General features: G+C 62.6%; 13 protein-coding genes. 10 read left to right on the top strand and 3 right to left on the bottom strand.

Features of this window, described 5'->3' with window-relative positions:
• Positions 1–17: 17 nt before the first annotated feature.
• On the bottom strand, positions 18–557 hold the full coding sequence (locus BIO17B3_RS17235) for an arsenate reductase (azurin) small subunit (protein WP_013107017.1): 540 nt from the start codon (positions 555–557) through the stop codon (positions 18–20).
• 203 nt (positions 558–760) lie between these two features.
• On the opposite strand from BIO17B3_RS17235, the gene BIO17B3_RS17230 reads away from it, so the two are divergent.
• The 4 genes from BIO17B3_RS17230 to BIO17B3_RS17215 all read left to right on the top strand — a co-directional run bounded on the left by BIO17B3_RS17230 (position 761) and on the right by BIO17B3_RS17215 (position 4,822).
• Positions 761–1,651, top strand: a complete 891-nt coding sequence (locus BIO17B3_RS17230) for a PhnD/SsuA/transferrin family substrate-binding protein (RefSeq protein WP_013107018.1) — start codon at positions 761–763, stop codon at positions 1,649–1,651.
• On the top strand, positions 1,648–3,144 hold the full coding sequence (locus tag BIO17B3_RS17225) for a HAMP domain-containing sensor histidine kinase (RefSeq protein WP_013107019.1): 1,497 nt from the start codon (positions 1,648–1,650) through the stop codon (positions 3,142–3,144). Before BIO17B3_RS17230 ends, BIO17B3_RS17225 begins: the two co-directional genes overlap by 4 nt.
• Before the next feature lie 71 nt (positions 3,145–3,215).
• Positions 3,216–4,556, top strand: coding sequence for a sigma-54 dependent transcriptional regulator (locus BIO17B3_RS17220; protein WP_013107020.1), 1,341 nt, complete (start codon positions 3,216–3,218; stop codon positions 4,554–4,556).
• 5 nt (positions 4,557–4,561) lie between these two features.
• Complete coding sequence (locus BIO17B3_RS17215) at positions 4,562–4,822, top strand: hypothetical protein (RefSeq protein ID WP_141130618.1); 261 nt, start codon at positions 4,562–4,564, stop codon at positions 4,820–4,822.
• On the opposite strand, the gene BIO17B3_RS17210 is transcribed toward BIO17B3_RS17215, so the two are convergent.
• Positions 4,777–6,018, bottom strand: coding sequence for a Bro-N domain-containing protein (locus tag BIO17B3_RS17210; protein WP_094161276.1), 1,242 nt, complete (start codon positions 6,016–6,018; stop codon positions 4,777–4,779). The genes BIO17B3_RS17215 and BIO17B3_RS17210 overlap by 46 nt on opposite strands.
• An 848-nt stretch (positions 6,019–6,866) precedes the next feature.
• Positions 6,867–7,013, bottom strand: a complete 147-nt coding sequence (locus tag BIO17B3_RS17205) for a hypothetical protein (RefSeq protein ID WP_156054950.1) — start codon at positions 7,011–7,013, stop codon at positions 6,867–6,869.
• Positions 7,014–7,108: 95 nt separating this feature from the next.
• On the opposite strand from BIO17B3_RS17205, the gene BIO17B3_RS17200 reads away from it, so the two are divergent.
• The 6 genes from BIO17B3_RS17200 to BIO17B3_RS17175 all read left to right on the top strand — a co-directional run bounded on the left by BIO17B3_RS17200 (position 7,109) and on the right by BIO17B3_RS17175 (position 16,334).
• Positions 7,109–7,384: a hypothetical protein gene (locus BIO17B3_RS17200; protein WP_094161275.1), complete on the top strand. Its 276-nt coding sequence runs from the start codon at positions 7,109–7,111 to the stop codon at positions 7,382–7,384.
• Positions 7,385–7,426: 42 nt separating this feature from the next.
• Complete coding sequence (locus BIO17B3_RS17195) at positions 7,427–8,470, top strand: ParM/StbA family protein (RefSeq protein ID WP_156054949.1); 1,044 nt, start codon at positions 7,427–7,429, stop codon at positions 8,468–8,470.
• 823 nt (positions 8,471–9,293) lie between these two features.
• Positions 9,294–10,649: an IS1182 family transposase gene (locus tag BIO17B3_RS17190; RefSeq protein WP_094161998.1), complete on the top strand. Its 1,356-nt coding sequence runs from the start codon at positions 9,294–9,296 to the stop codon at positions 10,647–10,649.
• Between the two features lie 286 nt (positions 10,650–10,935).
• Complete coding sequence (locus BIO17B3_RS17185; protein ID WP_013107026.1) at positions 10,936–11,262, top strand: hypothetical protein; 327 nt, start codon at positions 10,936–10,938, stop codon at positions 11,260–11,262.
• Between the two features lie 527 nt (positions 11,263–11,789).
• Positions 11,790–12,839, top strand: coding sequence for a hypothetical protein (locus BIO17B3_RS17180; protein WP_156054948.1), 1,050 nt, complete (start codon positions 11,790–11,792; stop codon positions 12,837–12,839).
• Between the two features lie 147 nt (positions 12,840–12,986).
• Positions 12,987–16,334 carry a VPA1262 family protein gene (locus tag BIO17B3_RS17175; protein WP_232054330.1) on the top strand — a complete coding sequence of 1,116 codons (3,348 nt, stop codon included), beginning with the start codon at positions 12,987–12,989 and terminating at the stop codon, positions 16,332–16,334.
• Positions 16,335–16,346: the final 12 nt, after the last annotated feature.

Genomic DNA, 16,346 nt, shown 5'->3' with positions numbered 1-16,346 from the left:
TCCTGACGGTGATGGGCTTACAGCACGTTGGCCTGGCGGCCGTAGATCAGGCCGGTGACGGCCACGGCGCGAACACTGTCGGAGGCCGGGTCGTACTCGAGTTGGATTTGCGGCAGATCTTCGGTCGCCTGGCCGCAGATCATCTGACCCGACTTCTCGGGATCGAACATGCTGTAGTGACAGGGGCACTTGAAACGCTGCGTGGCCGGGTCGTACATCAAGGGGCAGCCCATGTGGGTGCAAAGATTGCTGTAAGCGACGATGTCGCCGTCCGGGCCAACACCGCCGGCCACGCGCTGGCCCATCTTGATCGCCACACAGGGCGAATCGGCGTCCGGGTAGCTGAACGACACCGGGGTGTTGGCCTGCATCGCCTTGGCCTTGCCCACCGCGGTTTTCGGGTAGGGCAGCACAGCCATGCCGGCTGCCGCCTGAATCGCAGCTTGGTCACCGCCTGCGGCCATTGCGGAGCCGACCGGGCTGACGGCAGCGCCCACGCCTGCTACGCTGGTTCCGGCGACTTTGAGAAAAATGCGACGCGATACTTTTTCGGTCATGATGCCTCCTCGGGGTTGTTGTGAAACGCTCAATCGCGCTTCATGCTTTTGCAATGGACGTGCCAGCTTCGACCCGAGCGCCGTGATCGTGCCGAATCAAGCACTTGCGTCTCACGGCGACGGCGCGCACCGCCAATGGCGTTACCGCCGGGTAACGCGCCAGTTCGTGAGCGTTTCGTTTTCGTAACGCAGAGGACGCCACCATGCACCGCCGAACCCTTCTCGCCGCCGCGACCTGCAGCGCCGTATCCAGCGCTTTCGGGCAAAGTCCTGCGCGTAGCGGCAAGCCGCCGTTCCGCTTCGGCGTGACCGACGTGTTCCTGCACGACGGCGCGATCCACCTCTGGCAGCAGTTCCTGCAGGTGCAGCTCGGCGGGCCGGTGCAGATCATCCAGAAGTCGAGCTACCAGGAAGCCCTGGAAGCGCTGCGCTCGGACGAAATGGAGGCGGCATGGATTTGCGGATTTCCCTATGTCGTGGCCAAGGGTTTCGTGCGGCTGTGCGCACAGCCCGGCTGGCACGGGCAGCCTTGGTACCAGAGCTACCTCATCGCTGCGGCGCGGCGCACCCAGGCGCACTCGATCCGCGACCTGCGCGGCGACGTGTTTGCGTTCGACGATCCGCTGTCCAACTCGGGTTATCTGGTGCCGGTGGTGGCGCTGCGCGCGCTCGGCCAGACGCCGCAAAGCTTTTTCCGCGGCACCTTCTACACCTACTCGCTGCACAAGGTGGTGGAGGCGGTGGGAAGCGGCCTGGCCGATTCGGGCACGGTCGACGGCTACATCTGGGAGGTGCTCAACCGGCGCCAATCGCAGGCGGCGTTGAAAACGCGCATCGTCGCCAAATCGCAGCGCTACGGCTTTCCGCCCATCGTCACGCGCAAGAACCTCGTTCCCATGCTACACATGCGCCTGCAGCATGCCTTGCTCTCGGCCAAGGACGACGCGCAAGGCCGGGCCTTGCTGCGCAGTCTGGATCTGGAAGACTTCCTCGCGCCGCAGGAAAGCTGGTTCGGCGGCATCGCCGAGCTCGCGGCGATTCTCGACGGCACGCATCCGCCGATTCCCCTTTCCGCCATTTACGAAACCGCATGAACGCGGCATCACACGACCTCGCGATCGCACTCGACACGGCGCAGCGCCCGGACGCGGTGCCTCGGCAGGAGCGCGCCACCTGGAAAGGCGCCCTGCTACTGCGCCTGCCCTTGATCGCGGCAACCCTGGTCGCCCTCACCGCGCTGCTGATGGCCGCGGGGCTGGGTCTGCTGACGCGGCAGTATCTAATCGAGGACGTCGACGCCGGCGCGTTCCAGGCCATGGCAGCGTGGAACAAGAGTCTGCCAACCTTGATTCAACAAGACAACGTCTGGGCCGCCTACGAGGCGCTGACCTCCGTCGCCGGCGACCAGGTCGATTCGCCGCCGCACAGCGCCTCGATAGCGGTGCTCATCGGCCCTGGCGGGCGGGTGTTCGCCAGCTCCGACCCCACGCTGTTCCCCACGGCCAGGCCGCCGGTGTGGACACCCCTGTGGGCACCGGGTTCGCTGCAGGTCAGTTCGCCCTTGAGCGTGGCAAGCACCCATCCGGGGCTGTCGCCCCCGATCCAAAGCGGCAACTGGCGCATTTACGTCAGTGCCCTGCGCGCCGATTCGGACGCGGGGGTCGGCACCCTGGTCTATGCGGTGAGCGACGCCCTGTACCGCCAGCGCCTGCGCTCGATGACCCGCTGGATCACCGCGATCACCCTCTTGGCCGTGGCCGTGTTCGTGCCCATCGTGTGGATGCTCACCCGTCGCATGCTCGCCCCGCTGGTGCGCCTGCAGGAATCGATGCGCCGCAACGGCGACGACACCCGCCGCATCAGCGCCGAACTCGCGGCCCGGCGCGACGAAGTGGGCGCGCTCGCCGCAGCCTTCGCACGGCTGCTGGAGCAAGCAGAACGCGCCCAGCGCGCGGAAAAACTCGCCGCCGTGGGGGCGCTGGCCGCTGCGACCGCGCACGAGATCAACAACCCGCTCGGCGGCATGCTCAATGCCCTGCACACGGCGCAACGCTTCGGCCAGTACGACGACACGACGCGCCAGACACTCGACCTGCTCGACCGCGGGTTGGAGCAATTGCGCAACACCGCCCAGGCGCTGCTGGCGCAGACCCGGCCGGCCGAGCGCGATCTGGCCCGGCAGGACTTTCATGATCTGGTCGAACTGATCGGCCCTTGCCAGCATGAGCGCGGGATCGAACTGCAGACCCGGTTCGACATTCCCGTGCGCATCCCCGTGGCCGCCGGCCCGGTGCGCCAGGCCACGCTCAACATCCTGCTCAACGCCTGCCACGCCGCCGAGCCCGGCTCGACCCTCGAACTCGAGGTCGACATGCTGGGCGATGCCCTGCGCGTGCAGGTGCGCAACCGCGGCACCGCGCCGTCCGCCGCCTTGCTCTCGGACATTGCGCCGACGAGCTTCCCGGAAGGATCGGGTTTCGGCCTGTGGGAAAGCCGCCGCCTGCTGAGCGACGTCGGCGGCACGCTCAAGCTTGCCCACACCGGCGGCGTCACCACCGCGACCATCGACATCCCCCTGCGGCGATGATTACGAACATCCGGATATACGATAGTCGCATAGCGCCCGGCCATGAACTAGGGCCACCCGAGGAGATTGCCGTGACCGATCCCGCCGTCCTGGTCGTCGAGGACGACCCCATCATGGGCGAATCGCTGCAGCAGCGCCTGCGTCTGGAGTATTACACCGTCGAATGGGTGCGCGACCTCGCCGAGGCGTGCGCCGCGTTGCAGACCCGCCTGTATCCTCTGGTGCTGAGTGACATTCGCCTGCCCGACGGCGATGGCGGCAGCATGCTCGCCACCATGATGCAGCGCTATGGCGGCTGCTGTCCGCCGCTGGTATTCATGACGGGTTACGGCTCGGTCGAGCAGGCCGTGCGCTTGGTACGCGAAGGCGCGTGGGACTACATCCAGAAGCCCTTCGACGTCGACGCGCTGATGCAGCGCATCCGCGAATGGATGCTCCCCGGCGTGCAGACGAGCGATGTCTGGTTCGGCATCTCGCCTGCGGCGCAGGCGCTGGAGCGGCTGATCGACCGCATCGCCGCGCTCGACCTACCCGTATTGATCCAGGGAGAATCCGGCACCGGCAAGGAAGTGGTGGCGCAGCACATCCACGCCCGCATGGCAGCCAACCATGCGGGCAAGCGCGCGTTGCCGATGGTGGCCGTCAACTGCGCGGCGATTCACGGCGGGCTGCTCGAATCCGAGCTGTTCGGTCACGAGAGCGGCGCATTCACCGGCGCGCACAAGCGCCACATCGGCGTGTTCGAACAGGCCGACGGCGGGGTGCTGTTCCTCGACGAAATCGGCGACATGCCGCTTGCCGTACAGGCCAAGCTGCTGCGCGTGCTGCAGGACGGGCAGGTGCGCCGCATCGGCAGCGAAAAAAACGTGCACGTCTCGGTGCGCCTGGTGTGTGCCACGCACAAGCCGCTGGACAAGATGGTCGACGCCGGAACCTTCCGCCAGGACCTGCTGTTTCGCATCAGCGGCGTGCCCATCCACCTCACGCCCCTGCGCGAGCGAGCCGACGACATCGCCTGGCTGGCGCATCGCCATGTCGAGGCGCTCAACGCCAAGACCGGCCAATCCAAACGCCTCGACCCGCGCTTCGTCGCCTGGGCCAAGGTGCAGCCCTGGGAAGGCAATGTGCGCGAACTCTTCGCCGTGCTCGATCGCGCCTACCACTTCGCCACCGATTGCTGGGTGCGCTGGGAACAATCGGGCCTGCCCTGCTCGGGCAACACGCCGAGCCACGCCCCGCATGCACACAAAGCGCCGGTACCGCTCGGCGACTATCTGGCACAGGCCGAGCGCGACTACCTCGCGCAGGCCGTGAGCGAGCGCGGCGGCAAGATGGCCGAGACCGCCGAACTGCTCGGCATCAGCCGCAAGACCTTATGGGAAAAGCTCAAGCGCTACAAAATCGCCACTTGACCCCCATGCCCACCGCCGCGCCTGAGTCCTGTCCCCGCCTGCTGGCCGACATCGGCGGCACCAATGCCCGATCGCCCTGCAAACGCCAGACAGACGGCCTTGAGGTCAAACCAGGGCCGGCCGTTGCGAACCATCACCACGAGCGGCTGGCCTCGATAGTCGCGCCGGACAACAATCATCTTCGTTACGTGCATCATGGCTTCTTATCTCGTCGAGCGCCTCAAACGATCCGCGCCATGGCAAACCGCGCCATGGCCTTGAGTTGATCCTGGTTCATGACGCTGAGCAGCTTGTCGATCCATTCGCTACCGCTCGCCTGGATGATCATTTCGTTTTTCTCGAGCGGACGGATCACCGGATGCTCGAGGTCGTCTAGCGTCAGCAGGAAGCGCTTGTTTTTCAGGACCAGCCCGGCCAGGCCGAGGGCGACCTCCGGGTGGCTGAGATTGGGGATTTGCGCCTTGAGTCCTTCTCGTCCGAGTGTCGCTTCGCCGATGCCGATCAATGCCCGGGCGACGTCCATCGCGCCTTGCAGCTTTTCTTGCGTGCCGGGGGCCTGGATCGGGCCAAGGGCTGGGGGTGCTTCCTTTTCCGCGCTGTAGCGACCTGTCTTGCGGATCGTCGGCAGGATTTCCTCGAACACAAGCCGCTCAAAGGCTTCGGCGGCTGGCAACTTGCTGCTGACGATCAGGCGCATCACATCGGGCTCGGACAAGACGCGCACTTCCTGGGTGCGTCCCAGGCTGTCGATGATGGGGTGGCGTTTCACCACCCCACGGCAATGCTGCTTTATGGCATTGATGTGGTCTGCATAACCCAGCGCGTCGCAGACGTCTTTGCCGACAAAGCACGGCTCCCCAGATTCGTCGTGGACGGCTCGTACGGTCTTACCGCCGAATGCGAAATGGATGATCTGACCGCTCGTTGAATCGTGTGTGCTCATGGCCGGTTCCTGCTGATCTGCCGCTGGCTGAATTTGTGCTCCCTGCCCGTGCGGCGCTTGACATGACGCTTGTCGCCCTGTATCAACCGGCCTGCATTCTTTGGCTGCAATAGTCTTCGCAATCGGCTTGAATTCCGTCATTCCATCGAGCCTGTCTCCAAGCACCTCGCCGTCTTGAGCTTCCATAGCGCGCACAGCGGCGTGAATCACGCCAGCAGCGATCCACTTCTTGAAGCGTCTCGTGGCAACCCGATGGCTAGCTGCTACCAGTGCCTGCATCCCGGCTTCGTTGACGTGCATCATCTGCTGCACGCCGCCTCCCGTCGGCACGCCTCGAGACTGCTGATCGCCTAGCTTGACGTGCCGCTCAATGGCTTCCGCCATCTTCTTAAAACCAAGCGCCGTGCATAAGGGCTTGGCGGTGTACCAGACACTTCCATCCTCCCCCATCTGCACCAGAATGGGGTTGCCTTCGAAGTCGAGGCGGATGATCGGCTTGGTTTCTGCGGCTGTCGCCATGGCTGCTCCTTCCTGAAACCGTCAAGGTAGAGGTAGCCGCGGCGCACGCTGACGCAAAAACCAGCCCATCACGGAGAGCTTTCGTTGCTCCCGCCGCGGCGCAAGCCGCCAGTTCTCCTGGGAGGGCCGCGGCGCATATCGCCAATCATCCCGGCGCGTGCAATCAGGGTAAAGAGCCTGCCCGCACGGCATCAGACGGGCGGTGGTGTGAGCACGTCAGACGGTGCTCTTCGTCGCCACGGATAAGGCCCCGGGTCCTGCCTTGCACTCGTATACGAGGGGCGATTTACCTTCAGGAGTCCCGAATTCTCACGCAACCGTCGCCACGGCTTTTGTGAGTCACGCCCTTGCGGTACGTGATCTCCCTCCGCAAAGAGGGAACCGGCCCGCTGACGGGGGCCATGCGGATGCTGCCGGAGCGACCCGGCGCGCGGCATCAACGCTTGAATGTTCCGAGACCCGACCTTGGTCGGGCGGCCATGCTCCCTCGGGATACATGGCGGCAACCGTGCTCGCTACACCCGCAAGGGTGAGTGCGAAACGCCGGTGCGGGCTGCCTGGCCCAGCTTCTCAAGCGACTACTTATCTGCCCTACTGGAATGTGTAGGGTGTCTTTTATGCCCGCTAAGGCGCGTGTGGACTCGGTTCGTGCCTCACTCAGGGTTCTGCTGTTTTTTTTGCTGAGGGGCGTCAAAAAAACCGCCTGGCGGCGGCATGGTGCGATGGTCTCTTACGAGACCCTGTCTTGGCGCCTCGGGAGCGGCGCAAGAAACCGGGCATGCCGGTCGAAGACTCATTCCGCTGATGCGGGGTTGCGAAAAGGTGCCCGATGATGGGCTGGTTGCAGCCTAAACCGAATCGATGGTTTGTGCACGTGGAATCGTCGGTCGAATCGATCGGTTTTCAAGTCGGGCGGCATCGACTTGCGCAGGCACGATGTCGGTGTAGAACAACTGCATGGCCTTGACGTGGTTGGGCTTGTTTTTTCGACTCAAACTCGGTCCGCGTCACGTAGCCAAGTTGCTCCACGTTGGATGAATGCGCTGCCATGGCGTCATTCCCAGCAATCACCAAATCGTGAAGGAAAACCGTGCGTTTCAATCTCACCATCGATCCGGACGACCCGGGTATGAAGCCATTGTATGAGCACCTGATCCGTCTCCCGCATGGCCCCGGGAAGCAGCATCGCGCCCGAGCGATTCAGCAAGTCATCTACACCGGCACGGCCATGCTCTATGGGCAAGGCGCCGCGCAACAACCCATGCCTGCCTCATTGGCCGCCCATCAGGCGGCCGCACCATCGGTTTCAGATCCCGGGCATGTGGACACGTTCATCGACGACCTCGATTTCAGCAACCTCAGCTAATCGCGCCTACTGGCGCACAACCTTTCAACCTGGAGTTTCAATATGGCAGTCATTCGTTTCAACCTCGGCCTGGACGTGGGCTATGGCAACACCAAGGGCGTCTGGTCCACCGATGCCGGGCCTGAGCACAACGTCATCATCCCATCGGTGGCGCACGAAATCCGCGACCTGGAGGATTACCGCGCCCTGTCCTCTGCCGGGCAGACTGACGAGGTGCTGGTGCTGGTCGACGGCCGCCATTATGTCGTCGGCCCGTCCACTGCGGTGTATGGCCGCACGCTGCACGACGACTACATCCATACCCCGCAATACCGCGCGCTGGTCGCGGGAGCCCTGCACATGGCGTTCAAGGATCTCGGCGAGGTGGTCGAGTGGGTCGACGCGCTCGTCGTTGGCCTGCCTGTCTACAGCTTCGGCAAGTTCCGGGAGGGTCTGGCGGCCGAAATGGGCAAGGGGTTTGAGGTTCCGGTCCCGGCAAAGCTTCGTGCCGCCTATGGGAAGGACACGGTGTTCGTGCGGGCGAAGGCGATCAAGGTCATGCCGCAGCCGGTCGGCGCGATGACGGATTGGCGCGGACGCCTGACCGTGCCGCCCCCGGAAGGCGATACGGTGATCGTGGCCGACCCGGGCTACAAGACGTTCGACTGGTTCGCCATGCGCGGCCACGTGATCATCCCGGATCTGTCCGGGGCGTTCGACGGTGGGGTGTCGGAGTTGCTCAAGGACGTGTCTGTGGCGATCACTCGCAAGCACCCCAATGCGCGTGTCGACATCCAGACGGTCGAGGACGGGCTGGAGCGCGGCAGGATTTCCCTGGTCGGCGTCGGCAGCATCGATTTCTCGGAGTATCGCCAGACGGTGCGCAAGGGCGCCAGGATCATCGCGCAGCGTATAGCCGAGATGCTCCAGCGCAGCCAGCAATCGAACAAGGTGCGAGTTGACCACCTGATCCTGGCTGGAGGCGGCGCGCAGTATTTCGAGGATGCCATGCGCGATGTCTTCGCCGGGGTGGATTTCAGCGTGCTGCCCAGGCCCGTGCTGGCGAATGCGCGCGGGTTCTGGAAGGTGGCGACGCGCATGGCGTGAGCCTTTCATGCGCATTCGAACGATCTGTGTTGCCGACCCGACCGCACGCCCTGAGGTTCTCGAGCCAGGCGTGCGCGATCTGGTCTTATCCCTGCACGGCCGCTTTGGCATTCATCGCGCCCGATGCACCCCAGAAATTGGGCGCCGCAACAGGTCATCCACTTGCAAGTCCTTGATCCGATTCAAAACACTCCAGCGAACGGTCCGGGTTTTCCGCCAAGGTCCACTTTGTTTGCTGACACCTCTAAAGATCGTATCGGGCGCGTCCATATCAAAGTACAACAGGGCCGTCTTGCCGTGAGCGCTTGCGCAAGCGTTCATGGCCGTCATCCTTGGCGTGTGCCTTGGGCTGTCGTTCGGCCACGGCGACCAGGGTTACACGGCATGCCTCACGGTCGGCGGATTTTTCGTATAGCTTGTCATGGCTCCCGGGCGCGAAGGCCGGGCATTCCGATCAGCCTTCGCGGCCTGGATCGGTCTGTGCTTCGGGCTCGACGAGTTTTTCGCAGGAATATCCTGGTTTCCATCGAGCACCGCGCGGGAGTGAGCGCAATTGTCCGTGGCGCCCGATTATCTGCTGTTGGCCTAAATGGGGAGCTACCACGCGCTCACGGGTGCGTTGTTAGGAGCCTTCACGCAGCGGCATCAATGTGAAGGGGCTGGGTAGTTTGTCGCCCTTCGCCTTCGCCTTCGCATGGACGATTCCGGAGATCATCCGCGGCACGGCCATGACGCGCCTGCCTAGGAGTTTGTCGGGCTTTCCAGTGTTCCAGATGCTGAGACTGTCCGAGACAATCGCTGCTGCACAACCCAGCCCGCCCCGATGAGCCGCTTCGTTCCTGTAGACCGAGACACCGCCTATCTGTTGCCGCCGTCGGTGGACGAATGGCTGCCCAAAGATCACTTGGCGCGCTTCGTGGTCGAAGTCATCGAGCAGCTCGATCTGAGCGATCTGGCCCGGCAGTACGCGGGGCGGGGTTCGGCGGCGCACCATCCTGCAGTGCTGCTGGGCCTGCTGATTGACGGCTATGCCAACGGCGTGCATTCCAGCCGCAAGATCGAGCGCGCGACCTACGACTCGGTGGCGTTCCGCTATGTGGCGGCCAACACGCATCCTGACCACGACACGCTGGCGACGTTCCGCCGCCGCTTCTTGAGGGAGGTGGAGGCGCTGTTCGTGCAGGTGCTGGTGCTGGCGCGCGAGATGAAGCTGCTCAAGCTCGGGCACATCGCGCTGGACGGCACCAAGATCGACGCCAACGCCAGCAAGCACAAGGCCTTGTCGTGGGCGCATGCCAACAAGATCGAGGCGCAGTTGCGCCAGGAAGTGCAAACCCTGTTGGCGCTGGCCGAGAACAGCGATCGCGCGGCGGTGCCCGATGGCATGGACGTGCCGGCGGAGATCGCTCGGCGTGAAGACCGATTGAGCGCCATTGCACAGGCCAAGGCCAGGATCGAGCAGCGCGCGGCCGAGCGTCATCTGGGCGAGCAGCAGGAGTACGAGGCGAAGACGGCCAAGCGCAAGTCTCAGCGCGAGGCCGCACGGACGCCGCGCGGCAAGGACCCCGAGCCGCCCCAGGCCGGCCCCCGGAGCAGCGACCAAGTCAACCTCACGGATGAGGAGTCGCGCATCATGCCCGTGTCGGGTGGGGGCTTCGAGCAAAGCTATAACGCGCAAGCCGGCGTGGACACCGAGACGATGATGGTGATCACCCGGCATGTGAGCCAGGCACCCAACGACAAGCGCGAAGTCGTGCCCACGCTGGAGCAGATCGTGGCGTTGCCTGCGGTGCTGGGCGAGGTGCAGTCACTGATCACGGACAACGGCTTCTTCAGCCAGGCCAACGTGATCGCCTGCGGCGATGCCGGGGTCGAGCCGCTGCTGGCGCTCAAGAGGCAGTCGCATCACACGCCCGTGATGGAGCGCTTCGCATCCGATGCGCCCGAACCCCAGACGACGGACCCGGTGGTGCAGATGGCGCACCGGCTGAGCACACAGGCCGGGCGAGCCCTCTACAGCTTGCGCAAGCAGACGGTGGAGCCGGTGTTCGGCATCATCAAGCGGGTGATGGGCTGGCGCCAGATGAGCATGCGCGGGCTGGCCAAGGCACAAGGCGAATGGAGCTTGGTGACCATGGCCTGGAACATCAAGCGCATGCACGTACTGCGCGCGGCGTGAGGGCAAAATGCGCCCCGATCACGCCCAAACCGAGTCCTCAGGCGGCCCCATGCGCCCTCACAGTGTCTCGTCAATCATCGAGAGCGCTCGATCAGCGCGCCGCCGTCCAAAAAAACGCGTCGCACCAATCATTCGGCTTCGCTCGGACTCAAGTCCGACGGCCTCCTAGCTTGACCAAGAAGCCACCAGTCACCTTTATACGCCTCCAAATGATGGGGTGATTTTCATGTTTTTCGAGGTTGCAACTCAGGATGCGTGACGTGAAATGGACGCAAGGAGATGCCCCATGCTTACAGCAACCAAATTGCCAGCCCTGAATGCCGAGCTTGACGCGCTTGCAACCGTGATTGCACAGCGCATTGCACGCCCCGTCCCCATTGACGTTGAACTCTGGAGCGCCAAGGAAATCGCTGCCTACCTCAAGGTTGGCTCCCGCCAAGTGTCCGAGCGCTACGCGTTGATGCCAGGATTTCCCAAAGCGATCCGTTTGCCGACGGTAGCCGGAGTGCGTGGCACGCCGCGCTGGAGCGCCGCGGAAGTGATCGAATGGGCGACCAGCCATCGCGAGGGCGCGCCAACGTCCAAGGGTGGCCGCCCAAGGACCGCGCGCTGATGCCGCTTTGGTTCCAGCGATAGACTTAAGCCCTTGTCGAATTGTTTACAGTTGAGTTCGCGTTCCTACCCTTGAAAACTTGCACCAGAATTTGCACCAAACCGCCTGGAAGCAGCATAAATACTAGCTCTTCGATTCCTTTCACCGGAAACGCAACCGGCATTGCTGGAGCGCGCTACGGCGCCCGCGTCTACGCGCAGGCCGGCGTCGTTGTCCCCGCCATTCCAGGCGGCCGGCTGGCCCGATGGGCAACGAACAGCGTTCCCGCCCCACGCCCTGACCTTCCACCGATTCGGCCCCGCATCACGTGGACGCCCCAGGCCAGCCCGCTGACCCCGAACGCCGCAGGGTTAAAAGTCCAATGGTGAGGCTGGCATATCGCCTATGAAGCGCAGTGTTTCTCGTCGATTGGCGCAACATGCCTTCAATCAAGCGGCGTCGCGTTTACGCACCCGACTCTGACGCACCATTTGGCACTCGTCGGGGTTATGGCACGATGTCGGCATCTTGCCTAAAGGGACAACTCTATGGACGAATTGACAATGTCCGAGACCGTCGAACAAGCGACGAGACCGACGACCACGCCAGACAGCTTCGTCGTCAACGCGAGAGCCTTTGACAGCGAAGATCGGGCTAGGCAAGTGGGGGCGTTGCTTGGAACATGCGTGCGAGAACTCAGCAGGCAGTTGGACCTGAGCCGACTTGACGGCGTGACCGTGGCGTATGACTACGCTCAAGCTCTGCTTGACCTCGATCGGGGCTACGAGACCACATTTCGTCTTAAAGCTTCTGACACGCATGTAGTGGGCATCGCCATGACTCCGTCAGTCATTCGCGACGGCACACTGAAGAGCCACATTGTTCTGAACGCCGAGTACATAGCTCCGTTGGAGGACGTCAAGCACGAGCACTTCGGCTTCGTCCTGCACACGATTGCCCATGAGTGCGCTCACGTCGAAGTGACGTACAAGTTCGACACCGCGTTTCCCGGTGTTCTGTTGCGAACTGCGCACGCCAACGCCCGGATCGGATACCGGTGGCAGACCATTCTCGCGTGCTGGGATGAGTACGCAGCGACCATGCTGAGCGCTGGTTTCGGCACCGCGCCAACGGAAAACTACGAAGACACGTTCTTGAAGTGCCTGCGCGAAACGAGGCAGCAGGTCAACAATCACATCATGGCATACCGGATTCACCGCAGCATTGATCAGATTCTTGGCGAAATCTACGTCGCATATGAGAACCTGATGAAGTTCGCTGCGTACCACCTTGGCAACCTCCGAGGCCTGGGCCGCAACGTGTCGGAGATGGCCAGGACCACCGAGGCGTTGGAAGGGCACTGGTTCGCGCCGTATTTCACGCGCCTGGAAAATGCACTCAAGGAGATCGCGAAAGACTATGGCAAGTGGACTGACAAGGCGGTGTTCGAGAGCGTCGGCGACCTTGTGGACGACTTGCTTGCTCAAGGCGGCATTCACTACTGCTGCAGGCCCGACGGGAGCCTATATATCAACATCCCATTCACGTCCGAGACGATGCCGAACGAAGGTGGCACAACACGCCTTGGTACAACGTAGCTAGGCGTGTCTAGGCCAGCACCCCGGGGGTGCGGCCAGTGAAGCCGCTGCTGCCTCTGACTGCGCAGAAGCAGGTGATCAGCCGCAAAATTTGGCAATTAGCATCGCCAAGCAAAGCGAGGGGCGGGAATGCGGAAAAGTAGTCGTATGGAAGGAAAGGCTCCTGCACTGGATGATCTGCTCAGTGACGGCCGGCTGGCTCGACTGTTCTCTGAGCACGGCCGCCACTGTGCGTTGCAACTGTGGGTCTTGCAGATTAGGTCCGAACAAGCGGTCGAAAACCGCGTGATCTATGGTCGCCTACTCCCCTACAGCCATTCCAACGGCCAATGGTCCGCAAGCGATGACGATCACTTCCTGACCTTCGGGCAAGTCCAGGCACAGGTTACGCGGCTCAACCTTTACGTCAGCAGCATCCATTGTGCGGACCTCCTGAGGCAAATGAGCGCTGGTCGAACTATCTCGGAGATCAGTGACGATCTGAAACTTGGACTCTCGCCGCGGTTTGAGACTCGTTTCGGATCGACCGCGCTCGCTGTCGGTGACTTAGCCTACCGACCCATCGCCTACCTGTTCAACCGCGACGCGCATGAACGGCGTTCGCCTTCTAGCCCGCATGGCGGTGCCGGTGCATACAGCGCTTCGATCACCCGGGTCGACAAAGGGGCACTGTTCCGTATCGGTCAGGACTATGACATCGCATTGACTGCATCGGTGGTCACCCGCCTCAACGCGGATACGGGGCTGGACTTCGGTCATGTCGACTCCGCCCGGTTTGGGGATCTTGAGTTACTGGTCTTTCCCGCGCTGGATGACCAGGAGCGCAACTTGCTGAGTGTGATTTGGGCCGACACACCCCATGCTCTCATCGTCCGATTCAATCCGATGCAGGTTCCTCACTTCAGCGGTTTCCAGTTCCGCCTGAGCATCGCGAACGACGGTCAGATCGTTTACTCGAGCATCGACACAGCCGCCCGCGATGTGGACGGCAGTTTCGAGTGCAAGTTCGACTTGGGCGACCAACTGCGCGCTAGGACGGACAGCACTGAGCTGGAAATCTTCGGCTTCCATAGGGATCGTTCCAGCCAGGGCACGATGTGTTGCCGATGGCGAGTCGGGTACATTCGGGAGATCCATCTTCAGGGTCATGTGGTGGGCCACAAGACCAGCCCGATCAAGTTCGACTGGCTGGAAAAAGCCACTCGACCCTCCGCGACGGCGCGGGTGCAAGCAGCCCTGACGATCAATCGCGGCGATCTGGGATTCACCAACCGTATTGGCGGGCGTGCGGCAGACCCTTGGGTTCCGGCCAACCGCGACCTCACTTCCCTTTTTGCGCGGCTGCATCCGACGAAGTCGGAGGGACGCTTCTTCCTGCGCTGGGGTCAGGGCGACGGCGAGGGACGCTTGCAATTTGTGGAGTGGTTCAGAGCTCTTCTGGTAAAGCACCAGCGGCAACAAATTGTCGTCTTCGATCCCTATTTCGAGGACGCAGGCCTGGGGCTTTTGTTGCTCTGTGCAGTACCCGAGGCGGACTACATCCTCTTCACATCCCTACCCAAGCCGGTCACTGACGACAGACCCATGCGTCGCAAGTCCGACGGATCCGGCCAGAAACGGATTAACAACTTGCTGGCGAACTGCGGGCAGAACCGTCACCTACTGGACCGCATCAAGCTACGCATCTACGGCCTGAAGGAAGGTCGGCTGCACGATCGCTACATCCTCATCATGGGGCCAGACGGGTTACCGGTCGAAGGCTTCAACATGTCCAACTCCTTTCAGAAAGCCGCCGAGAACTACCCCTTACTGGTCACCCCGATCCCTGCGGACACCCTGCTACAAGTTGAGCGATACAAGTTCGGATTGTTGCAAGAGGCAGCAACAATGCCGCCTGAATCCGAGAGCTGGAATCCCTCCATGCGGCTTCTTTTCGACTCTACCGCATCGCCCACGGTGCCGCGACGCTACGAACCACTACGCTTACTCGATAAGACCCAAGCGGGCGACGTGCTAAGCGTATGGATCGGCGAGCCGTCGCTGCAAGGCTTGAGCGGTGATCCGTTGAAGGACCGGATGGCGGCGCTGGAATTGCTTAAGAACGGCTCCCTCGCGTTGCCAGAAACGGCAGGTCTGCGCAATTGCCTGAACCAACAGGCCGGCGCCTTCTCGGATTTCAGCGCGACATGGGACGTCCTCGGCGAGGTGCTCGCACATTCGCGCTTCGGGGACTACCGCTTTCACGAGCTCGAATCCGAGCGTGACTTTCTGGGATTCTTGGCACGGTTCCTCCAAGCATCGTTCGACTGTGTTCATGAGGTGGTGGACAAGGAGTTGGCCGTGATGGATGCCCAGATTTTTCGGGGGCCGGTCGAGACCCTGCTATATAGCTCCTACCACCCGCATCACTTGTTCCATCCCACAAAATACGCCGCCTTGACCTGGCCGGAGTACTTCGCCATCAAGTTTCTGTGGTGGTATGCCCCAGATGCCCTGCTGGAGATCGCTGAAGCCCAGATGCGCGATGTGCCGACGGAGCCTCAAGTCGAGGATGCTGTGCGGTTATCGCTGTTGAGCCAGATCGTCAGCGACATTGCGCTGGCGGTTCAGTTCGACATGAACGAGGAGCAACGGGACCGGCTCCTCCGCAGCGGCAATGGACTCCTGCAATGGATGGGACTGAACGCAATTAAGTGGCAGCTGGAAGAGACGGGCGATCTCGCTACAGCGCTGCAATTGATCAGCCGCTTTCCCCACGCGGAGCGGGTACGCACCCTGGGATGGCTTGTTCATCACGCGGCAGGGCATCCGAAGAAGACGGAGATCTACAACAGCTTGGTCGCTGCGTTGCATGAGGCGCTTCCGGAGACGATCCCCGCGGACGATCTGTGGCGCTTGGTCGACTCCATGCGCGGGCATATGCGGCGATTGACCTGGACCGAGCCGTGGTTGTTCCAGGACGTGATCTTTCCCCTGCTGCAAAACGATCGTGCTCAGTTCGATGATGCCTGCGAGATCTGGGTACAGGAACTGGCCAGCATGCTGGAACCGAAGATAAAGGGCGAATCGCCGGCGTTTGACCGAGCGCGCGAGGGCCAGACGACCAACGTCGCAGCGTTCCTCTTTGCCCACAGCAGCACGGAACGACGGAAGGCAAGCCTGCAGTCGATGCGCGCGATCCTCACGCGGCAGCGGCGGATCGTGCAGCAGCCCCTCGCCAGTACATCGGACTGGACCAGTTGGGATGGCGCCCTGGTCGTCTCGATGTGGATCCTGACCTTTGCTCGGTGGTGTCAGTACTACCTGCGCGGGCGCGACATGAACGACTGCGAAATTGAGAATCTCCTGCGGGATGCCCGCGGCCTTGCGATGGTCAGACCGATGGACGAATGGCGTGCGAACGGACCAGGCAAGCAGGGCGAGCTCGCCGCGTTTCTCGGCCAGGTGGAGGAGCTCCTAGCCTCAAGTGACGAGTCGGAAAACAAAGCTCAATAGCTCGACTTTGAT

Origin of the sequence: Thiomonas sp. OC7 (assembly GCF_900634595.1) — a bacterium.
Classification (GTDB): Bacteria; Pseudomonadota; Gammaproteobacteria; order Burkholderiales; family Burkholderiaceae_C; genus Thiomonas; species Thiomonas arsenitoxydans.
This window is presented reverse-complemented; position numbering and strand designations above follow the sequence as displayed.